Origin of the sequence: Novosphingobium sp. MD-1 (assembly GCF_001014975.1) — a bacterium.
In the GTDB taxonomy this organism is placed as follows: Bacteria; Pseudomonadota; Alphaproteobacteria; order Sphingomonadales; family Sphingomonadaceae; genus Novosphingobium.
Genome location: NZ_BBXA01000033.1, coordinates 141029 through 159766, shown reverse-complemented (window position 1 = coordinate 159766; position 18738 = coordinate 141029). Strand labels below are relative to the sequence as shown.

Sequence of the window (18738 nt, the reverse complement as noted above, 5' to 3'; positions counted from 1 at the left end):
CCTCAGGCGGCGCGGGTCACCCGGTTGCGCCCATCCGCCTTGGCGCGATAGAGCGCGCTGTCCGCGCGCCTTAGCAGGCTGTCCAGCGCTTCGCCGGGCAGGGGCACGGCCATGCCGAAGCTGGCGGTCATGCGGACGACGCCGCCAGGCACGATGAGGGGAAGGTCGGCCAGGCGCTGTCGCATGACGTCCAGCCGGGCTTCCGGCTCCGTCCCGCATGCGCTGTCCGGCGCCTGGGCGAGAAGCACCGCGAATTCCTCGCCGCCCAGCCGTGCGACGACGGAGCCGGCGGGGGCGCTGTCGCGCAGCACTTCGGCGGCATGGCGCAGCGCAAGGTCGCCCGTGGCATGGCCCATCGAATCGTTGATCCGTTTGAAGTGATCGAGGTCCACCATCGCGAAGACCAGCACGTTATCCTCGGCCCGTCTGAGCCGGCCTTCCATGTCTTCGACGAAGGCGCGCCGGTTGGGCAGGCCGGTGAGGGCGTCGGTGTGCGCCATCACTTCCAGTTCGGCATAAGTGTGATGCAGTCGCCAGGTCAGCCAGGCAATGTAGCCATAGGCGACCGGTGCGATGAGCAGCGGAATCAGAACGGCAAAGAACATCGCATCGCGATAGAATATGGGGTTGGCGCTGCCGTCCATGAAGGAAATGTGCGTGCAAACCACGGACGCGATAACCGAGCCGCCCACGACAAGCAGCCCGGTAAGGACCAGGCGCCGGATCGTCTTGGCTTCGGACAGGCCGTTCATGACCGGACAGCATGGCGGCTTCTGGTTTCCAAATCGCTAAGACCGCCGGATGTGGACGAAGGATTGAAAAGAACATATAGTGAACAAATGCGAGTCTTGGCGTCCATCTCATGAAACCCGCGCGCGTTCAGGATCGCTTCTTCTTCGCGGTGGTGCCACCAGTCGAAACCGCGGAGCGGATCGCCGCGCACGCGCGCGCTATGGGGTTGAAGCGCGCGCGCGTCACGGCGGACCGCTTGCACATGACCTTGGCGATTACAAAGGACTTCGATCAGGGAGAGTGCCCGCCGGCTTATGTCGAGACGCTGTTGCGCGCGGGCCGAAGGATTGCCGCGGCGCCGTTCGAGATGATGCTGGGCAAAATTGTCGTCGGCAAAGAATCGATATTGGCTCAACCGGGGGAAGGCCACGCGGGAGGGAAGGCCGTCTATGATTGCATCGCGCAGGCCATGGCGGGGATGCGGGCGCCGTTGCGCCCCAAGGTGCGCTATAGTCCGCACATGACGCTGTCTTACGATACGGCCCTGACATCGCGAGGACTGCGGAAGCTGGGTTTCGGATGGCAGGTGACGGAGGTGCTGCTCATCCACAGCCTGGTCGGCCTGCATCGCCACGAAGTGCTGGACCGCTGGCCGTTGGTGCCGCCACCGGTACGCCAAGCTAGCTTTGCATTCTGAGCGGCGAAGGTTGCAACGCAAACGGCCCCTTCCGGCCTAGGGGCGGGAAGGGGCCGTTTTCAGCTTGTTTCCAGGCGTCTTGGCGCCCGGAGAACGCTCAGAGGCCGAGCTTCTGCACGTCGCGCAGTTCGAAGTGAACCGGGCGGTTGTTGAACGTGCCGTCGACGCTCTTGTTCTTCACGCGCAGTTCGAACGGAACCTTGCCGGCATAGGCGGTGCCGCGAACGATCTTCGTGTCGCCCTTCACTTCGGTCGTGTAGCTGTAGTCCACGCCCTTGTGGGTGAAGGCTTCAGTGTTGGCGATTTCGTCTGCCTGCGCCACGGCGGGAACGAACGCGAGCGCGGCGGCGAAAGCGAAAGTGGTCTTGATCATGGCAATATCCCCTGTCTCAGGAAGGAAAGATTGCCTTGGGCACCCGTTATCTTGTTGTTAGGCGAGATAATGATTGTGCGTGTGCGAGCAAGTGTATTTGCGGACGGTCCGATTGCAAAAGATGCAATTCGCTCGGGATTTTTAACGAAAACATAAGCGTATTGGCGAAAGGGCGTTGCCAAAACCGCGTCCTGAAAACGGGATGTGGCGGCCGGAGTGCCGTGGGGTACGGGACGTCGCGCCGCCATATGCTGCGGTGCGGTGTCGCGTCAGCGCTTGCGGACGAACTCGGCGCGCAGCACGAGTCCCTTGATGCCGTCGAACTTGCAGTCGATTTCCTGAGGATCGCCGGTCAGCCGGATCGACTTGATCAGCGTCCCGCGCTTGAGCGTCTGCCCCGCGCCCTTGACGTCCAGATCCTTGATCAGCGTTACCTGATCGCCGTCCGCCAGCAGGTTCCCCACCGCATCGCGTACTTCGATGGAGCTTTCCGCCGCGCGCTTCGCCGCAAGATCGGCCGCAGTCATCCATTCGCCGCTGTCTTCATCGTAGACGTATTCGTCGTCGCTCATGTCCGGCATCCTGTAATGAGGGGATCGCCTGTGCCCATGGCAGCCCGTTGACCCTATGGCCAGTGTTTCCGGTCTGCCGCCGACATCATGGCGCATGTATTTCTTTTGTTCCAAGATGTAATCAGGCAAGCAAGGCCGATGACTTCCCCGAACCGCCATACCGTCACCTTCATCGCTATTACCATCTTCATCGACGCGATGGGGTTCGGCCTTGTCATGCCGGTATTGCCGCGCCTGCTGATGGATGTGGGCGGCCTGGATCTGGCGCAGGCCATCGGCGTCGGGACATGGATGGGGCTGGCCATGGCGGTGGCAAGCTTCATTGCGGCCCCGGTGCTGGGCAATCTCAGCGATGCGGTGGGGCGGCGGCCGGTTCTGCTGGCGGCGCTGGGCGGGCTGGCGGTCGACTATGCCCTGCTCGCGCTGGCGCACACGCTGCCGCTGATCTTCCTGGGGCGCGTGCTGTCGGGCCTTTTCGGCGGGAGCTACGCGCCGGCGCAGGCGGCCATTGCCGACGTCACCGCGCCACAGGATCGCGCGCGCAACTTCGCCATGGTCAGCGCCGGCTTCGGCGTGGGCTTCGTGGTCGGACCGGCCCTGGGCGGGCTGCTGACGGGATGGGGCGATCGCGCGCCTTTCGTGGCGGCGGGTGTGCTTGCCGGCCTGAACTTCCTGTACGGGCTGACGGTGTTTCCCGAAACGCTGGCGCATGAAAACCGCCGGCCGTTTACGCTGTCGCGCGCCAATCCGCTCGGGTCCTGGCGGGTGCTGCGCGCGCAGCCGGGGATGCTGAACGTCGCGCTGGTGCTGCTGTTCTGGCAACTGGCTGGCCTTGTCTATCCGCTGACCTGGAGCTTCTATGGCATTGCCCAGTTCGGCTGGTCGGACCGGATGATCGGCCTCAGCCTGGCGGCCGTGGGCGTGACCATCGCCTTCGCTCAGGTGTTCCTGACCGGCCGCGCGGTGCGCCGCCTGGGCGAACGCGATGCGGCGACGGTGGGAATCATCGGCGCGGCGATCGGCTTCGTGACGTATGCCTTCACCACCTCCACGATCGTCGCTTTCGCCATCCTGGCCGCCGTGGCGGTGCAATCGCTGGTGCAGCCGAGCGTGATGGCCATGCTCTCATCCCGCGCCACCCCGGAAACGCAGGGGGAAGTGCAAGGCATCGCCTCCATGACGACGGGGATCGCCGGCGTGATCGCGCCGATGGTGCTGACCTGGCCAATGGCCTGGTTCACCGGCCCCGCCGCGCCGGTCTATTTCCCCGGCGTGCCGTTCCTGATCTCCGCCGGGTTCGCGCTGATCGCGCTCGTGCTGCTGCGTCGCCTGCCCGCCAGCTTGCGTGCCTGAGGTTCAGAACAGGCCCGACCACACGAGCTTCGCGCCCAGGAACACCATCAGCCAGTAAGTGATGTGATAGAACCGGTCTGGCTTGAGCCGGCGCAACAGGCGGATCGACACCAGCGTGCTGGCCGCCGCCAGCGGCAGCAGCATCAGCGCGGCCACCAGCACTTGGTGCGTCATCACGCCCAGCGCGATGTAGCTTGGAAGTTTCAGCCAGTTGATCGCCGCGAACAGGATCGAGTTGGTGCCGACGTACGTCACGTGCGGCAGCTTGCGCGGCGCCACCCATATCTGGAACGGCGGGCCACCAGCGTGCGCGATCTGGCTGGTGAGGCCGGTGGCCGCGCCGAACAGCAGGCCGACCCAGCCCGGTGAGGTCGATGCGGCGACCACGCGATGCCCGCGCTCCAGCCACAGCCGGTAAAGCCCGAAGCCCAGCGTGATGGCGCCCAGCGCAGCCATCAGCACGTTTTCGTTGACCCAGGCGGCGAAGGCCCAGCCGATGCCGATGCCCACCACCGCGCCCGGCAGCATCCATGCGACGATCCAGCGGTCCCAGCTATGCCGGAACGACCAAACGCTGATCACGTCCTGCGCGATCAGGATCGGCAGGATGATCGCGGCGGCTTGGGACGGGGGCAGCGCCAGCGCGACCAGCGGCGTCGCCAGCACGCCAAGCCCGGCGAAACCGCCCTTGGCCATGCCCACGAGAACCACGGCCAGCGCGCAAACGAACAGGGTGAAGGGATCGGCCAGCAGCATCGTGGAATTCAACCCTTGCGCCGCGCGAACGGCCAGTCGATCACGGTGGCGACCCACAGCGCCAGCCAGACCAGCACCGGCTGCGCGAACATGCGGGGAATATGATAGGCAAGGCCGAAACCGTGATCCGCTTTCGCCATGTCCAGCGCGAAATGGTGGATGTTCGCGGGGAACACGCAGACCGCGTAGAGCGCCAGACCGATCCCGGCGGCGCGGCGCAGGGCGCGAGAGACCGGCTGGACCAGGCCGATGGCGCCCAGCAGTTCGGCCCATCCGGTCAGCAGCACGACCAGTTCGGGCGCGGGAACCCACGCCGGCATGATCGAAAGGAACGGCGCTGGACGGACGATATGAAGCACGCCGGCCAGCGCGTAGAACGCCGCCAGCACGAAGCGCCAGCCGATGCGCGCGATGCTGTCCTTCATGCGCCCGGTTCCCAGCCCGGCGCGGCGAGCGTGAAGCCGGAGAACTCAAAGGCCGGGGCGACCACGCAGGACACCAGCGTATAGCCGTGCGGCCCTCCGGCCACGGGCGAGGCCGCCTGCCAGTGCTGTTCGGGCACCACCGCCTGCACGCTATGCCCGGTCGTGACATCGGGGCCGAGCCGGTGTGTTGCCGGAGCGGCGTGGTCGTGCGCGGCGATCCGCAGGTCCAGCGCGTCGCCGCCGTGCCACAGCCAGATTTCGGCGGCGTCCACCCGGTGCCAGTGCGACGCTTGCCCCGCTTCCAGCAGGAACAGGATAGCCGTGGCGGCCGCGCGCGTGCCCGGCTGTGCCGGTGCGCGCCAGGTTTCGCGATACCAGCCGCCTTCGGGGTGTGGGGACAGCCCCAGCGTGGCGATGAGAGAGGGGGCGGCAGCCATGGTGCTGCCTTGCCGGCGCGCCCGCCTGCCGTCAACGCCTACCAGAGCGCGGGGACCAGCCCGAGCGGAAAGGGTTCGACGGGTATCCAGCCGAGCGTGGCGATGGCCCTGTTGCTTTCCCGGGGCGCACGCCCATCGGCAAGCGACCAGGTCACGTGCCAGACCAGCCCGTCCGGCCGCGCGGTCGAACCGTCTATCCGCACGACCAGCGCTTCCACGCCGGCATCGTCGTCGCACCGGCCGATAACCTGCGCTTCGCCCACCGGGGATGGCGGCGCGCGATCATGCAGGCCGAGCGTGACATGGTCGGCGATCACGCGCGGGTATCGCGGCGGGAAGCGGAGAAGCAGTGCCGCACGACAGTGTTCCTCCAGCTTCCAGCCGACGGGCATCAGCGGTGCGAACTCAATCGCGCAGCAGTTCGTTGATCCCGGTCTTGCTGCGCGTCTGCGCGTCCACCGTCTTGACGATCACGGCGCAGTACAGCGAAGGGCCGGGCGTGCCATCGGGCAGGGGCTTGCCGGGCAGCGAGCCGGGCACGACCACCGCATAGGGCGGCACGCGGCCGATGTGGACCTCGCCCGTCGCGCGGTCGACGATCTTGGTCGACGCGCCCAGGAACACGCCCATGGACAGCACCGCGCCCTGGCCCACGATCACGCCTTCGGCCACTTCCGAACGCGCGCCGATGAACGCGCCGTCCTCGATGATGACCGGGCCGGCCTGCAGCGGTTCCAGCACGCCGCCGATGCCCGCGCCGCCCGAAATGTGCACGTTCTTGCCGATCTGCGCGCAGGACCCGACGGTGGCCCAGGTATCGACCATCGTGCCTTCATCGACATAGGCGCCGATGTTGACGAAGCTGGGCATCAGCACCACGCCCTTGGCGATATGCGCGCCCCGGCGGGCGACGGCGCCCGGCACCACGCGGAAGCCGGCGTCGCGGAAGCGGTTCTCGCCCCAGCCTTCGAACTTCGACGGCACCTTGTCGAACGCGGGCGCGCCGGCCGCGCCGCCATCGATCACCGCGTTGTCGTTGAGGCGGAAGGAAAGAAGCACCGCCTTCTTGAGCCACTGGTTGACGCGCCATTCGCCGTCGATCTTTTCCGCCACGCGGGCCTTGCCGGAATCGAGCAGTTCCAGCGCCTGTTCGACTACCGCGCGCACGTCGCTGCTGGCGGGCGTCACGCCGTCACGCGCTTCCCATGCGCTTTCGATGGCAGCTTCGAGCTGGGCGGTCATCTTGGTCTCCCCACTGTTGGATTGCCCGCAAGTGCGGGCGGCGCCTGCGGAACAGGCCTGAAATTCAGGAGCGCCGCCTAGCCCAGCACACCGTCGCGGGCAAGCGCGTCGAGCCATTCGGAAAAGTTATCGATGACCAGGTCGATCGCGGCGGGGTCCATCGCGCGGTCGCCCCATTCGGTCGCGAGATCGAGCCAGATCGTCTGCATCCCCAGCGCCTTGGCTGGGGCGAGGTTGCGGGCCGAATCCTCGACGAAGACCGCGCGCTCGGGAACGATGCCGAACGCCTCGATCACGCCATGGTAGGCCGATGGCTCGGGCTTGGGCCGGTAGTTCATGGCGTGGATGTCCCACATCCCGTCGAAGCAACCCGACAGGTCGAGCGCGGCCAGCACCTTCTCGGCATAGGGCGCATCACCGTTGGTGAACACGATCTTGCGGCCGGGCAGGCGCGTGATCCGGTCCGCCAGCCGGGGCGCGGTGGCCAGAGGAGTCATGTCGATGTCGTGGACGAACTCGAGGAATTCGTAAGGCGAAACCTCGTGATAGTGCATCAGGCCCGAAAGCGTGGTGCCGTGATCGTGGAAGTAGAGCTTCTGCACGCGCCGCGCCTCGTCGTCGTCGCAGCCCAGCAGGTTGGCGATGTACGCGCCCATGCGATGATCGATCTGGTCGAACATGCGAGTGGTGGCAGGGTAGAGCGTGTTGTCGAGATCGAACAACCAGCAATCGACGATGGAAGGATCGAAAACCATGGCGTCGCTCTAACAGCGAAGCAGGGCCGGCCCTAGGGTTTTGGTGAGAGCTTGCGCAGTTTGGCGTCCTTGCCGTCTTCCAGCAGCCAGATCGTGCCGTCCGGAGCTTCCTTGATCTCGCGCAGACGGTTGCCAAGGGGGTAGCGTTCCACTTCGCGCGCGCTTTCGCCGTCGATGGCGACGCGGACCAGCGCTTCCGATCCCAGCCCCGCGATCAGCGCCTGATCCTTCCACGCAGGGAAAGCCTTGCCCGAATAGAAGAGGAAATCGCCCGGCGCGATCACCGGGTTCCAGCTGACCGCCGGGGCGGCGAATTCGGGGCGCGTGGCATGGCGCGGGATCGGGCGACCGTCATAGTGATCGCCGTTGGACACGATCGGCCAGCCGTAGTTCTGCCCAGGCTTGACGATGTTCAATTCGTCGCCACCCGCCGGTCCGTGTTCGAGATCCCACAACCGGCCCTGCGCATCGAACTTCAGGCCCAGCACGTTGCGGTGGCCATAGGACCAGATCTGCGCGGAAACGCCGCCGCGATCGGCGAACGGATTGCCCGGAGCGGGCGTGCCATCGGGCAGCAGGCGGATGATCTTGCCGAGATTGACGCCCAGGTCCTGCGCCGGATCGAACTTCTGCCGTTCGCCCGAGGAGAGGAACAGGTACTGGCCATCGGGCGAAAAGGCGATGCGGTGCGAATAGTGCCCGCGGCCGGTCACCTTGGGCACCTGCCGCCAGATCACCTGCAGTCCTTCCAGCCGGGGCTTGCCGCCATCGGTGACGAGCTTCGCCCGCGCCACGGCCGCGCCGCGCGTGTCGTTGGTGCCGGCTTCCGCCCAGCTCAGGTAGATCGTGCCGGTGGTGGCGAAATCGGGCGCCAGAGCCACGTCGCCGAGCCCGCCTTGTCCGCCGTAATCGACCGGGGGAACGCCGGCGACGTCCAGCACCGGCCCGCTGGCCTGCCACAGCTTCAGCTTGCCCGCACGCTCGGTAACGAGCGCCGAGGCCGCGCCGGGCAGGAAGGCCATGGCCCAGGGTTCGTCGAACGTGGCAACGTCTGTCACCGTGAACGGCTCCGACCCGGCGGGAACCTCGTGCGACGCGGAATCGTGCGTCGCATCTTTCTGGGCCGAAATCGGCGAACCGCAGCTTGCGAGGACGAGGGCGAGGGGCGATAGGGCGGAGAGGAACGTTCTGCTCATGCCGCCATCAATGCACATCTCTTCCGTCAGTGCCACATCCTTGCACGGTTTTGTCATCGGCGTGGACGAAGCCGGGCGCGGACCGCTGGCGGGGCCGGTGGTGGCCGCCGCGGTCGTGCTCGGCGACGCGCCGCCGCAAGGGCTTGCCGATTCCAAGAAGCTCAGCGCCGCCCGGCGCGGGGTGCTGGAGGAACAGATCAAGCTCCATTGCCGCTGGGCGGTGGGCGTGGTCGAGGTCGAGGACATCGACCGCCTCAATATCTTCGGCGCCACCATGCTGGCGATGACGCTGGCGGTCGGTACGCTGCACGCGCAGCTGGAAGGTCCGGTCGGCGAGGTGAGAGTCGATGGCAACCTGACGCCGCACGGGCGTCGGCCGGAATGGTGCTGGCCGGCGCGCGCGATCGTGGGTGGGGATGCGATCGAGCCGTGCATCTCGGCCGCTTCGATCATCGCCAAGGAACATCGCGACCGGATCATGCGCGAAGCGGCGGGCGTTCATCCGGAGTATGGCTGGGAGCGCAATGCCGGATACGGCACGCCCGAACATCTCGCCGCGTTGCGCCGCCATGGGCCTACGCCGCTGCATCGCCGCAGCTTCGCGCCCGTGGCGCAGCTTTGCCTGCTATAGCATCGGGCCTGCTGTAGCATCGGCAAATTTTTTCGGCCGTCTTTCCCCCACAAGATGTTGAGTCGTTCCTTGTGGCGCGGACTCAACATATCGATCCGGACTCGTTCCGTTCTCCTTCTGGATCGCCTGCGACTCGCCTGATTCCGGCGAGTCGTGGCTTGACGCGGGAGTCCCGATGCAACACCCTATAGGCTGTCAGCAGGGGGATTTTCGATCGTGACGACGGCAACATTGGCGAAAGAGCGGGCGCGGGCTTTGCGCGCGGCTCCGGCGCAGGCGCTTCGGAGCGAAGCGCTACCCGTCAACCGCATCCTGCGCGGCGATTGCATCGCGGAAATGCGCAAGCTGCCCGATGCCTGCATCGACATGATCTTTGCCGATCCCCCCTACAACCTGCAACTCGGTGGCGATCTCGCGCGGCCCGATGGCAGCCACGTCGATGCCGTGACCGACGATTGGGACAAGTTCGACAGCTTCGCCGCCTATGACAGCTTCACGCGCGACTGGCTGGCGGAAGCGCGCCGCATCCTCAAGCCCGATGGCTCGCTGTGGGTGATCGGCAGCTACCACAACATCTTCCGCGTCGGCGCGATCCTGCAGGACCTGGGCTTCTGGATCCTCAACGACATCATCTGGCGCAAGGCAAACCCGATGCCCAATTTCAAGGGCACGCGCTTCACCAACGCGCACGAAACGCTGATTTGGGCGGCCAAGAGCGAGAAGGCGAAGTACACCTTCAACTATCGCGCGATGAAGACGCTCAACGACGAATTGCAGATGCGCTCGGACTGGGTTCTCCCGATATGCAGCGGGCAGGAGCGACTGCGGCGCAACGGCGCCAAGGCACATCCCACCCAGAAGCCCGAAGCGCTGCTCTATCGCGTGATGCTGGCCACGACGAACAAGGGCGATCTCGTGCTCGATCCCTTCTTCGGCACCGGCACCACCGGCGCGGTGGCCAAGCGCCTGGGTCGCGACTGGCTGGGCTGCGAGCGCGAGCCGAGCTATATCGAAGTGGCCGAGGAGCGGATCGAGATGGCGCTGCCACTCGACGAATCCGCGCTGACCACGATGCAGAGCAAGCGGTCCGCGCCCAAGGTGGCGTTCGGGCAGCTCGTGGAAAGCGGCTGGATTGCGCCGGGCGCACAGCTTTTCGACAAGAAGCGCCGCTTCGTGGCCAGCGTGCGCGCCGACGGGTCGCTCGCGCTGGGCACTGATACGGGGTCGATCCACGGCGTTGGCGCCAAGGCGCAAGGCGCGCCTTCGTGCAACGGCTGGACCTTCTGGCACATCGAGCATGAGGGCGAGATCAAGCCGATCGACGCGCTGCGCCAGCTCTATCTGCTGGCCGTCGAGGATTGAGGCGCTGACCAGGCTGTCCTAGGGCGTAAGCCATGGTCCAGAAGCTCTATATCCGTCCGATCGCTTTCGCCGAAAGCCCGCAGAGCGAGGAGGGCGAGGCCGTCCGTCTCGCCGGCGGGCTGGTCTATGCCAGCCGTTTCGCGCTGCTGGTGCGCGAGGGAGCGCGGCTGGTATCGCGGCGGCCGCTGTCCGTGCCGGAAATGGCGGACGCGCTGACGGCGCTGCCCGATGCACTGGCGCGCGAAGGCGAAGCGCAATGGGCGGCCTTGCGGCAGGTCCATGCGCCGCTCCAGTGCGGTCCGCGCACGATCCGGCTCGATCAGCCGCAGGTCATGGGCATTCTCAACGTCACGCCTGACAGCTTTTCGGACGGCGGCAAGTTCCTCGACAAGCCCGATGCGGCGATCGAACACGCATCGGCCATGCTCGAAGCGGGCGCGGCGATCATCGACGTCGGCGGGGAATCGACCCGCCCCGGCGCGGCGGCGGTGTGGGAAGGGGACGAGGCCAAGCGCGTGGTCCCGGTGATCGAGCGGCTAGCCGCATCGGGCGCGGCGGTCTCCATCGACAGCCGCCGTTCCACCGTGATCGAGGCGGCACTGGCCGCCGGCGCGCATATCGTCAACGACGTATCGGCGCTGCGCCATGATCCGCGCTCGATCGAGATCGTCGCGCGCAGCGGCGTGCCCGTGGTGCTGATGCACGCGCCGGGCGGGGCCGACGATCTTCACGCCGATGGCGCTTATGCGGATGTCGTGCTCGACGTGTTCGACGATCTGCGCGAACGGCGCGATGCGGCGCTGGCGGCGGGCATCGCGCGCGAGAAGATCCTGCTCGATCCGGGCATCGGCTTTGGCAAGACGCTGGCCGAAAACCTTGCGCTGATCAACGCGCTGCCGCTGTTTCATGCGCTGGGCCAGCCGATCCTGTTCGGCGCCAGCCGCAAGCGCATGATCGGTGCGTTGTCGAACGAGGCACCGGCGCACCAGCGCATGGGCGGTTCGCTGGCGGTGGCGCTAAAAGCGATCGATGCCGGGGCGCAGATCGTGCGGGTGCATGACGTGGCGGAAACGGCGCAGGCCTTTCGCATCTGGCGCGGGTTGCGCGACGCCGCGCTGACCGATTTTTCGCAGATGATCTGAACCGGCGGGCAGGGCCGGACAACCGCGCTGGCGACGCGCTCTTGCGCTTGCCACACGCGGCGGTCCAAGGGAGGACGATGGCCCTGATCCTCTTCAACAAGCCCTATGGCGTCCTGTGCCAGTTCACCGACGAAAGCACCGGTCCAGAACGGCCGACGCTGGCCAGCTATATCGACCGGCCGGGCTTCTATCCGGCGGGGCGGCTCGACCGCGATAGCGAGGGGCTGCTGCTGCTCACCGACGATGGGCGCCTGCAGGCGCGGATCGCCGATCCGCGTTTCAAGATGCCCAAGACCTATCTCGTCCAAGTGGAAGGCGACCCCGACGCGGCGGCGCTGCAGGCCTTGCGCCGTGGCGTGCGGCTGAAGGACGGGCCGACGTTGCCCGCCGAGGTCGAACGCATCGATGATCCCGCCCTGTGGCCGCGCGATCCGCCGGTCCGTTTCCGCAAGAGCGTGCCGGACTGCTGGCTGCGCCTGACGATCCGCGAAGGGCGCAACCGCCAGGTGCGCCGCATGACGGCCGCGGTAGGCCATCCGACGCTCCGTCTGGTGCGCTGGCGGATCGGCGATTGGACGCTCGACGGTCTGGCGCCGGGGCACTGGTGCGATGCCGCCATGCTCGAAAAGGGAAGGTGACCTTCGCGATCCGGAACGCACCTGAACGGGACGGCAGGCACGAATTTGAACGTCAGGCTGCTCTTGCCAGCCTGCGCAGGGTCTGTGGCGGTTGGCCATATTGGCGCATGAAGGCTTCGCGCATGCGGCGAATGTCGACAAAGCCAGCCTCTCGCGCGATCTGGTCCATGGGGTGCCGTGTCTCCTCGATCATCAGCCGCGCCGACTCCAGACGCATCTGTTCGACCGCCTTGGCCGGGGTGTGGCCGGTTTCGGCACGGAAGGCGCGCGCGAACTGGCGGGGCGAGAGGGCCGCGACTTCAGCCAGTTCCTCGACGGTCAGCGGATTGGCGAGGTGGGACTTGGCGAAGATCACCGCCTTCTGGATGCGGTCGCTGCTGGGGGCAAGTTCGAGCAGTTCGGAGTGCTGCGACTGCCCCCCGGCGCGACGGTGGTGCATGACAAGCCGGCGGGCGATGGCGCCCGCCACGTCACGCCCGAGATCCTTCTCGATCAGCGCCACCGCAAGATCGAGCCCGGCGGTGAGGCCGGCTGATGTCCAGACTGCACCCTCATTGATGAAGATGCGATCGTCCTCGACGCGGACGTTCGGGAAATCCTCGCGCATCTGGCGGGCATAGGACCAGTGCGTGGTGGCGCGATGGCCATCGAGCAGGCCCATCTGCGCGAGAAGGAACGCGCCGGTGCAGAGCCCGGCCACCCGGCGTGATTCGCGGGCTATCGTGCGCAGCGTTTCTAGCGTCGGTTCGTCCTGCCGTGGCGGAGGCGCAAGGCCGGCGAGCAGCAACAGGGTGTCGACCTGGCCGACTTCGGCGATCGGGACGGTAGGGACGGCAAAGCCGCTGGACGACATGACGAGGCCGCCATTCACCGATGCTATCGAGAGCGTGTAGTAATCCTCTCCCTTCACGGCGTTGGCGAGTTCGAAGGCCGCCTGCACGCCCAGCGCAAGGAACTGGAAGCCGGGGGTGAGCACCATGGAAACGTGTGGCATGCGCAGCTCCGAAGGTGATGTCCTAAAAACGTAGTTTATACGTCATATCAGACATGTGTCGATGCGTCCATAAGGTCCGTGTCGAGAGCGATGGCGCTCTCCCCACAACAAAAGGACCAGGACCATGAGCACCACGAACAAAGGAACCGCTCTCATCACCGGCGCATCGACCGGCATCGGCGCCATCTACGCCGACCGCCTTGCGGCACGCGGTTACGACCTCATTCTCGTTGCCCGCAACAGGGACAAGCTGCAGGCACTTGCCGCACAGATCTCGGACAAGACCGGCCGTTCGGTAGAAGTGCTGGCCGCCGACCTCGGCGATGCTGCGGACCTGGCCCGGGTCGAAAGGGTGCTGCGCGAGGATGCCAGCGTGACGGCGCTGGTCAACAACGCCGGGATCGGCACCCACACCACGCTGCTGGAAAGCGATGTCGAGAAGATGGCAGCGATGATCCAGCTGAATGTCACGGCCTTGATGCGCCTGACCTACGCCGCGGTGCCGGGCTTCGTTGCCCGTGGGGGCGGCACGGTGATCAACATCGCCTCGATCGTCGCGGTTGCGCCCGAACTGCTCAACGGCGTCTATGGCGGCACCAAGGCCTTCGTGCAGGCCTTCACCACTTCGCTCAATCACGAACTGGCCGACAAGGGCATCCGTGCCCAGGCCGTCCTGCCCGGCGCCACCCGCACCGACTTCTGGGCCCTGGGCGGGCTGCCGGTCGAGCACCTGCCGACCGAGATCGTGATGGATGCCGAGGATATGGTCGATGCCGCGCTGGCCGGCCTTGACCAGGGCGAGACCGCCACGATCCCGGCGCTGCGCGACATCGCACTGTGGAACGCCTTCGAGGCCGCCCGCGCCGCGCTCGGTCCCCAGCTTTCCGCCACTCGCTCCGCCCCGCGCTTCCACGTCGCGGCCTGACCCTCCGGCCTCACACCCTCTCCAGATCAAAGGCCCATTCCCATGAAACTCAACGGCAACACCATCTTCATCACCGGCGGCACCAGCGGTATCGGCCGTGGCCTAGCCGAGGCGCTTCACAAGCTCGGCAATCAGGTGATCATCTCGGGCCGCCGCACCGCGCTGCTCGACGAGGTTACGGCCGCCAACCCCGGCATGGCGTCGATCCAGCTCGACGTGACCAGCCTCGAAAGCATCCAGGGCGCCGCGCGTGAACTGATCGAGCGTTTCCCGGACCTCAACGTCGTCTTCAACAACGCCGGCTTCATGCCCTTCGACGACGTTGCCGGCCCCGTGGACGACGACCTGGCGCAGGAGCTGATCACCACCAACCTGCTCGGGCCGATCCGGGTGACATCCGCTCTGATCGAGCATCTCAAGACCAAGGCGGAGGCGACCGTGCTCTACACCAGCAGCGTGCTCGCCTATGTGCCGATCGCCAGCAATGCGATCTATTCGGCGACCAAGGCCGCGCTCCATTCCTATGCGCTGTCGCAGCGGTTCCAGCTGCGTGGCACCGGTGTACGGGTGCAGGAAATCGCGCCGCCGTGGGTCGATACCGACCTGATCTACAAGAGCGGCGATCCCCGCGCGATGCCGCTGCCCGACTTCATCGAGCAGACGCTGGTGGCGCTGGCGACCGACGCGCCCGAGGTGATCGTCGAGGGGATCAAGGCCATGCGCGACAACCCCGGCGCCAACGAACACGCCCTGTTCGAAGCCTTCAACGAGAGCCTTGTCGAAAACCCCATCCCGACCGGCGCCTGAGCCGCGGTCGACAGTCAGAAAGACGAAAGGAACGTATCATGTCCCGCATCAGCATTCCCGAAACCGCAGCGGCCCCCGAAGGATCGCAAGCCACGCTGGGCGCGATCAACGGCAAGCTGGGCCGCGTGCCCAACTTCTTCCGCGTGCTCTCCAACAGCCCGGCGGTGATCAATGCCCACGCCGCGCTCAACCAGGGGCTGGGCAAGGCGCTTGACCTCAAGACCCGCGAGCGGATCGCCCTTGCCGTGGCGGCGGTGAACGGTTGCGAATATTGCGACGCCGCTCACACCTTCACCGGCTACACTTTCGCCAAGCTCAGCAAGGAGGAAGTGGACCTTGCGCGGCAGGGCACTTCCGCTGATCCTCATGCTGCTGCGGCCACGGGCTTTGCTCGCAAGGTGGCCGAGGCTCGGGGCAAGGTTTCGGCAGAAGACATCGCGGCGATCCGCCAGGCCGGTTTCAGCGACAGCCAGATCGTGGAAATCGTGGCGGTGGTCGCGGAGAATTTCTTCACCAACCTGATCAACAACGTGGCTGGCACGGACGTGGATTTCCCCTCGATCTAGGGCCACGATCCCAGGTTGTCGCAACCAAAGCCGGCAATTTTCGCAGCACCATGCGTTTTGAAAACCGCATGGTGCTGCGACCTTATCGAGTGACCGCTAACGTCCGGACAGGTGCTGCGGCGCGGGAGATGGCGATGGGGATCAGGCCTGTGCCTTCACCGGCAACCGAAAGGGCGCCCCGAGCCGATTGAAAGCGTTCATGGCTGCGATCGTGATCGTGAGATCGACCAGGTCCTTCGGCGCGAACGCCGCCGCCGCCGCCGCGTACGCTTCATCCGATGCATGAGTCTCGCTGACCAGCGTCACCTCTTCGGCCCAGGCAAGGGCCGCGCGATACTGGTCGGAAAACAGGTGAGGCACTTCAGCCCAGACCGGCAGCAGGACGACCTTGTCGACCGCCATGGTCTTCAGCAGATCGCGCGTGTGCAGGTCGATGCAATGGGCGCAGCCATTGATCTGCGACACGCGCAGGGAGATCAGATGGATCAGCTCTTCCGGCAGATTGGTGCCCGTGGTCACATAGTGGTGGACGCCGTATAGCGCCTTGGCGCCCTGCGGGGCGATCTCATGCCAGGTCAGCCTGGTGGTTTCGTTCATGATAGCTTCCTTCGTCTTCGGTGCCGCCCAGAGGGGATCATCGACTTGACGACGCAGGAGGGCGCAATGTGACACGCCCGTCGATTTTTTGCCGGGGTGGGGGCGGGATCATGTCACAGCCGGATAGGCCGTGGTTGGAAAGGTGCCAGCAACCCGGAGGGCAGCCGATGTATCGCATCATCCTGGAATGCTACGGTGTTCGCCCAGCAGAGCGTGAGGAACCGGCGCGCGACATCACCGAAGCGTTTCGGCTTCATTCTCCGCACGAACCGATGTCCGTTGCCCTTTTGTGGGTATGGGGCGCCGAGAATGACTGGCGACCTCAAGCTGGTGAGCGTCGAACGCTTTCCTGAAGTTGCCTGCATCGGGTGGGGGCAGGACCCACTACGTCGACGATCGCCCATTGATTTTTTGGTGACCCCTACGGGAATCGAACCCGTGTTTCAGCCGTGAGAGGGCCGCGTCCTGACCGCTAGACGAAGGGGCCGATGTAGGTCGGGCGGGCGATGAAAAAGCACCATGCCGCGCCTGATCGGGCGGAAGCTAGTGGTGACCCCTACGGGAATCGAACCCGTGTTTCAGCCGTGAAAGGGCCGCGTCCTGACCGCTAGACGAAGGGGCCACTGGGCTAGCGCCGCTGGGCAGGACCGCGCCTCTACGGGGGTGAGGGCGGTCCGTCAAGCGCCGATTTCATCATTTTCCTCAGTCGGCGAATGCCGCGTCCTCGACGTGCAATTCGGCGGCGGGGCGGCTGCCCCAGTCATCGATCCGGGCGCGTCCGGCGAGCCAGAGTTGACGGCCCCTGGTGCCGTGAAGCAGCGTCTGTCCCAGCTCGCTGGCGGCGGCGCGAAAAGCGATGGCCTTGAACGACCGGCCATCGGCCCCGCTTGCCACCATGCGGACGTGATCGGTGCCAACCAGGTCGCACTTGACCAGCCGCACCGGCCCCACGGCGATGCGCGGCCCCGGCCATCCCACGCCATACGGCCCGCCGGCTTCGAGCGTGGTGACGAGATCGGGGGTCAGTCCGCCGGGGTTGAGCGACAGGTCCAGCAGCAGCGATTGCGTGGCGCGCGCCGAGGCGACATCGCGCGCCAGCCGTTCGTCCAGCCAGTCGGCCAGCCGGGGGAGGGTGGCGGGATCGATGGTGAGGCCGCAGGCCATGGCGTGCCCGCCGCCCGCGACCAGCAGCCCGTTCTCGCGCGCGGCGATGATCGCCGCGCCTAGGTCCACCCCCGCGATCGAACGGCCCGATCCCTTGCCGTTGCCGGCGTCGTCGGCGTCGAGCGCGATGACCAGCGTGGGCTTGCCGGTCTTTTCCTTGATACGTCCGGCGACGATGCCGATCACGCCGGGGTGCCAGCCTTCGCCGGCGAGGACGTTGACCGCGCGGTTGTGCTGGCCATCGACCTGCATTTCGGCCGCTTCCTGCACTGCCCGTTCGATCGCGCGGCGTTCGTCGTTGAGCATGGAAAGGCGCGTCGCGATGTCACGCGCTTCTTCCGCATCGCTGGTGGTGAGCAGGCGCACGCCGAGCGAGGAATCGCCGATACGCCCCGCCGCGTTGATGCGCGGGCCGAGCGCGAAGCCGAGATCGCTGCAGGTGGGCGCGCGGTTGAGCCGGCTGGCGTCGATCAGCGCGGCAAGGCCGGTGTTCTCGCGCTTGGCCATGACCTTGAGGCCCTGCGCCACCAGCGCGCGGTTGAGCCCCTTCAACTGCGCCACATCGGCCACGGTGCCCAGGGCGACGAGATCGAGCAGGCCCATCAGGTCCGGCGCGGGGCGGCCATCGAAATAGCCGCGCGCGCGCAGCGTGCGGACCGTGGCGACGGCCAGCAGGAACGCGACGCCGACAGCGGCAAGGTGTCCGTGAAGGGCCGCCTCGTCGCTTTCGTCCAGCCGGTTGGGATTGACCAGTGCGGCGGTGATGGGAAGCTCTGGCGGGCACTTGTGGTGATCGACGACGATCACGTCCACGCCTTCGGCATGGGCGGCGGCCAGCGCTTCGTGCGCCATCGCCCCGCAATCGACCGTCACGATCAGCGAGGAGCCTTCGCGCGCGAGCCGGACCAGCGCCTCGCCCGAGGGGCCATAGCCTTCGAGCAGGCGGTCGGGGATATAGGCGCGCGCTTCCACGCCAAGGTCGCGCAGCAGGCGGATCAGCAGCGCGGCGCTGGTGGCGCCATCGACGTCGTAATCGCCATAGACGGTGATCGCCTCGCGCGCGGCCACGGCGGAGGCCAGCCGTTCCGCCGCCACGTCCATGTCGCGGAACAGCGAGGGGTCGGGCATGAAATCGCGCAGCGTGGGGCGGCGGTGGCGCTCCAGATCTTCGCGCGCGACGCCGCGCGACAGGAGAAGCTGGTTGACGAGATCGTCGGCCAGGCTGCCGTGCCAGCCGCCAAGGTCCATGTTGCCGCCGCGCCAGCGCCAGGCGAGGCCGGAGAAGGAATGGGTGACAGCGGAAATCGGGATCATGATCCGGATGCGCTAGCCTATTGCCAAAGGGCCGCAAAGCGGTTGACTGTAATCAATGGC

The 18738-nt window shown here is 66.5% G+C and carries 22 protein-coding genes and 2 tRNA genes; 9 read left to right on the top strand and 15 right to left on the bottom strand.

Annotated elements, in window-relative coordinates; genetic code table 11:
• Positions 1-2 precede the first annotated feature (2 nt).
• Entirely contained in the window at positions 3-752 is a 750-nt protein-coding gene (locus NMD1_RS18460; RefSeq protein WP_125956309.1) for a GGDEF domain-containing protein, read from the bottom strand.
• A gap of 110 nt (positions 753-862) precedes the next feature.
• On the opposite strand from NMD1_RS18460, the gene NMD1_RS18455 reads away from it, so the two are divergent.
• Complete coding sequence (locus NMD1_RS18455) at positions 863-1429, top strand: 2'-5' RNA ligase family protein (protein ID WP_125956307.1); 567 nt, start codon at positions 863-865, stop codon at positions 1427-1429.
• 97 nt (positions 1430-1526) lie between these two features.
• Here the strand turns inward: NMD1_RS18455 and NMD1_RS18450 are convergent, their stop codons facing one another.
• Together NMD1_RS18450 and NMD1_RS18445 are read right to left on the bottom strand one after the other, a co-directional pair.
• Entirely contained in the window at positions 1527-1802 is a 276-nt protein-coding gene (locus tag NMD1_RS18450; protein WP_124809140.1) for a hypothetical protein, read from the bottom strand.
• A gap of 269 nt (positions 1803-2071) precedes the next feature.
• Positions 2072-2374, bottom strand: a complete 303-nt coding sequence (locus NMD1_RS18445; RefSeq protein ID WP_124809139.1) for an alkylphosphonate utilization protein — start codon at positions 2372-2374, stop codon at positions 2072-2074.
• A 138-nt stretch (positions 2375-2512) separates the two neighbouring features.
• Between NMD1_RS18445 and NMD1_RS18440 the strand changes: the two genes are divergently transcribed.
• Positions 2513-3727: a TCR/Tet family MFS transporter gene (locus NMD1_RS18440; protein WP_125956305.1), complete on the top strand. Its 1215-nt coding sequence runs from the start codon at positions 2513-2515 to the stop codon at positions 3725-3727.
• A gap of 3 nt (positions 3728-3730) precedes the next feature.
• Here the strand turns inward: NMD1_RS18440 and NMD1_RS18435 are convergent, their stop codons facing one another.
• From NMD1_RS18435 to NMD1_RS18405, 7 genes are all read right to left on the bottom strand, one after another.
• Entirely contained in the window at positions 3731-4483 is a 753-nt protein-coding gene (locus tag NMD1_RS18435) for a sulfite exporter TauE/SafE family protein (protein ID WP_125956858.1), read from the bottom strand.
• Positions 4484-4491: 8 nt separating this feature from the next.
• On the bottom strand, positions 4492-4908 hold the full coding sequence (locus NMD1_RS18430) for a DoxX family protein (RefSeq protein WP_125956303.1): 417 nt from the start codon (positions 4906-4908) through the stop codon (positions 4492-4494).
• Positions 4905-5345, bottom strand: a complete 441-nt coding sequence (locus NMD1_RS18425; protein WP_125956300.1) for a cupin domain-containing protein — start codon at positions 5343-5345, stop codon at positions 4905-4907. The genes NMD1_RS18430 and NMD1_RS18425 overlap by 4 nt, the downstream gene beginning before the upstream one ends.
• Positions 5346-5383: 38 nt before the next feature.
• A complete protein-coding gene (locus NMD1_RS18420) occupies positions 5384-5662 on the bottom strand; it encodes a hypothetical protein (RefSeq protein WP_233497807.1) in 279 nt (92 codons plus the stop codon).
• A gap of 88 nt (positions 5663-5750) precedes the next feature.
• Positions 5751-6587 carry a 2,3,4,5-tetrahydropyridine-2,6-dicarboxylate N-succinyltransferase gene (gene dapD / locus NMD1_RS18415; RefSeq protein ID WP_124809134.1) on the bottom strand — a complete coding sequence of 279 codons (837 nt, stop codon included), beginning with the start codon at positions 6585-6587 and terminating at the stop codon, positions 5751-5753.
• A 77-nt stretch (positions 6588-6664) separates the two neighbouring features.
• Complete coding sequence (locus NMD1_RS18410) at positions 6665-7342, bottom strand: pyrimidine 5'-nucleotidase (RefSeq protein WP_125956295.1); 678 nt, start codon at positions 7340-7342, stop codon at positions 6665-6667.
• Positions 7343-7374: 32 nt separating this feature from the next.
• Complete coding sequence (locus NMD1_RS18405; protein ID WP_125956292.1) at positions 7375-8538, bottom strand: PQQ-dependent sugar dehydrogenase; 1164 nt, start codon at positions 8536-8538, stop codon at positions 7375-7377.
• Between the two features lie 10 nt (positions 8539-8548).
• Between NMD1_RS18405 and NMD1_RS18400 the strand changes: the two genes are divergently transcribed.
• The 4 genes from NMD1_RS18400 to NMD1_RS18385 all read left to right on the top strand — a co-directional run bounded on the left by NMD1_RS18400 (position 8549) and on the right by NMD1_RS18385 (position 12311).
• Complete coding sequence (locus NMD1_RS18400) at positions 8549-9169, top strand: ribonuclease HII (protein WP_125956856.1); 621 nt, start codon at positions 8549-8551, stop codon at positions 9167-9169.
• Between the two features lie 216 nt (positions 9170-9385).
• Positions 9386-10531 (top strand): site-specific DNA-methyltransferase, encoded by a 1146-nt coding sequence (locus tag NMD1_RS18395; protein ID WP_370449681.1) that lies wholly within the window; start codon positions 9386-9388, stop codon positions 10529-10531.
• A 32-nt stretch (positions 10532-10563) separates the two neighbouring features.
• Entirely contained in the window at positions 10564-11673 is a 1110-nt protein-coding gene (gene folP, locus NMD1_RS18390; RefSeq protein WP_125956290.1) for a dihydropteroate synthase, read from the top strand.
• A 77-nt stretch (positions 11674-11750) separates the two neighbouring features.
• On the top strand, positions 11751-12311 hold the full coding sequence (locus tag NMD1_RS18385) for an rRNA large subunit pseudouridine synthase E (protein WP_125956288.1): 561 nt from the start codon (positions 11751-11753) through the stop codon (positions 12309-12311).
• A 52-nt stretch (positions 12312-12363) separates the two neighbouring features.
• Here NMD1_RS18385 and NMD1_RS18380 read toward each other — a convergent pair whose 3' ends face one another.
• Positions 12364-13305 (bottom strand): GlxA family transcriptional regulator, encoded by a 942-nt coding sequence (locus NMD1_RS18380; protein WP_233497805.1) that lies wholly within the window; start codon positions 13303-13305, stop codon positions 12364-12366.
• 124 nt (positions 13306-13429) lie between these two features.
• Between NMD1_RS18380 and NMD1_RS18375 the strand changes: the two genes are divergently transcribed.
• From NMD1_RS18375 to NMD1_RS18365, 3 genes are read left to right on the top strand one after another with little or no spacing between them, the layout of a single operon-like run.
• Positions 13430-14230, top strand: coding sequence for an SDR family oxidoreductase (locus tag NMD1_RS18375; protein WP_125956285.1), 801 nt, complete (start codon positions 13430-13432; stop codon positions 14228-14230).
• A gap of 42 nt (positions 14231-14272) precedes the next feature.
• Positions 14273-15037, top strand: coding sequence for an SDR family oxidoreductase (locus NMD1_RS18370; RefSeq protein ID WP_124809127.1), 765 nt, complete (start codon positions 14273-14275; stop codon positions 15035-15037).
• Between the two features lie 38 nt (positions 15038-15075).
• Positions 15076-15603, top strand: a complete 528-nt coding sequence (locus NMD1_RS18365) for a carboxymuconolactone decarboxylase family protein (protein WP_125956283.1) — start codon at positions 15076-15078, stop codon at positions 15601-15603.
• Between the two features lie 141 nt (positions 15604-15744).
• Here NMD1_RS18365 and NMD1_RS18360 read toward each other — a convergent pair whose 3' ends face one another.
• The 4 genes from NMD1_RS18360 to recJ all read right to left on the bottom strand — a co-directional run bounded on the left by NMD1_RS18360 (position 15745) and on the right by recJ (position 18678).
• On the bottom strand, positions 15745-16200 hold the full coding sequence (locus NMD1_RS18360; RefSeq protein WP_125956281.1) for a carboxymuconolactone decarboxylase family protein: 456 nt from the start codon (positions 16198-16200) through the stop codon (positions 15745-15747).
• Positions 16201-16612: 412 nt separating this feature from the next.
• Positions 16613-16687: transfer RNA gene (locus NMD1_RS18355), tRNA-Glu, on the bottom strand.
• Between the two features lie 60 nt (positions 16688-16747).
• Positions 16748-16822: transfer RNA gene (locus NMD1_RS18350), tRNA-Glu, on the bottom strand.
• A gap of 80 nt (positions 16823-16902) precedes the next feature.
• Complete coding sequence (gene recJ / locus NMD1_RS18345) at positions 16903-18678, bottom strand: single-stranded-DNA-specific exonuclease RecJ (protein ID WP_125956279.1); 1776 nt, start codon at positions 18676-18678, stop codon at positions 16903-16905.
• Positions 18679-18738 lie beyond the last annotated feature (60 nt).

What these genes read in the sequence shown, in the direction of transcription:
- NMD1_RS18380 (WP_233497805.1), bottom strand. Translation starts at nt 13,305, where the DNA reads ATGCCACACGTTTCCATGGTGCTCACCCCCGGCTTCCAGTTCCTTGCG.
- NMD1_RS18425 (WP_125956300.1), bottom strand. Translation starts at nt 5,345, where the DNA reads ATGGCTGCCGCCCCCTCTCTCATCGCCACGCTGGGGCTGTCCCCACAC.
- NMD1_RS18455 (WP_125956307.1), top strand. Translation starts at nt 863, where the DNA reads ATGAAACCCGCGCGCGTTCAGGATCGCTTCTTCTTCGCGGTGGTGCCA.
- NMD1_RS18460 (WP_125956309.1), bottom strand. Translation starts at nt 752, where the DNA reads ATGAACGGCCTGTCCGAAGCCAAGACGATCCGGCGCCTGGTCCTTACC.
- NMD1_RS18405 (WP_125956292.1), bottom strand. Translation starts at nt 8,538, where the DNA reads ATGAGCAGAACGTTCCTCTCCGCCCTATCGCCCCTCGCCCTCGTCCTC.
- NMD1_RS18385 (WP_125956288.1), top strand. Translation starts at nt 11,751, where the DNA reads ATGGCCCTGATCCTCTTCAACAAGCCCTATGGCGTCCTGTGCCAGTTC.
- NMD1_RS18450 (WP_124809140.1), bottom strand. Translation starts at nt 1,802, where the DNA reads ATGATCAAGACCACTTTCGCTTTCGCCGCCGCGCTCGCGTTCGTTCCC.
- NMD1_RS18370 (WP_124809127.1), top strand. Translation starts at nt 14,273, where the DNA reads ATGAAACTCAACGGCAACACCATCTTCATCACCGGCGGCACCAGCGGT.
- recJ (WP_125956279.1), bottom strand. Translation starts at nt 18,678, where the DNA reads ATGATCCCGATTTCCGCTGTCACCCATTCCTTCTCCGGCCTCGCCTGG.
- NMD1_RS18440 (WP_125956305.1), top strand. Translation starts at nt 2,513, where the DNA reads ATGACTTCCCCGAACCGCCATACCGTCACCTTCATCGCTATTACCATC.
- NMD1_RS18435 (WP_125956858.1), bottom strand. Translation starts at nt 4,483, where the DNA reads ATGCTGCTGGCCGATCCCTTCACCCTGTTCGTTTGCGCGCTGGCCGTG.
- NMD1_RS18400 (WP_125956856.1), top strand. Translation starts at nt 8,549, where the DNA reads ATGCACATCTCTTCCGTCAGTGCCACATCCTTGCACGGTTTTGTCATC.
- NMD1_RS18430 (WP_125956303.1), bottom strand. Translation starts at nt 4,908, where the DNA reads ATGAAGGACAGCATCGCGCGCATCGGCTGGCGCTTCGTGCTGGCGGCG.
- dapD (WP_124809134.1), bottom strand. Translation starts at nt 6,587, where the DNA reads ATGACCGCCCAGCTCGAAGCTGCCATCGAAAGCGCATGGGAAGCGCGT.
- NMD1_RS18360 (WP_125956281.1), bottom strand. Translation starts at nt 16,200, where the DNA reads ATGAACGAAACCACCAGGCTGACCTGGCATGAGATCGCCCCGCAGGGC.
- NMD1_RS18410 (WP_125956295.1), bottom strand. Translation starts at nt 7,342, where the DNA reads ATGGTTTTCGATCCTTCCATCGTCGATTGCTGGTTGTTCGATCTCGAC.
- NMD1_RS18375 (WP_125956285.1), top strand. Translation starts at nt 13,430, where the DNA reads ATGAGCACCACGAACAAAGGAACCGCTCTCATCACCGGCGCATCGACC.
- NMD1_RS18365 (WP_125956283.1), top strand. Translation starts at nt 15,076, where the DNA reads ATGTCCCGCATCAGCATTCCCGAAACCGCAGCGGCCCCCGAAGGATCG.
- folP (WP_125956290.1), top strand. Translation starts at nt 10,564, where the DNA reads ATGGTCCAGAAGCTCTATATCCGTCCGATCGCTTTCGCCGAAAGCCCG.
- NMD1_RS18445 (WP_124809139.1), bottom strand. Translation starts at nt 2,374, where the DNA reads ATGAGCGACGACGAATACGTCTACGATGAAGACAGCGGCGAATGGATG.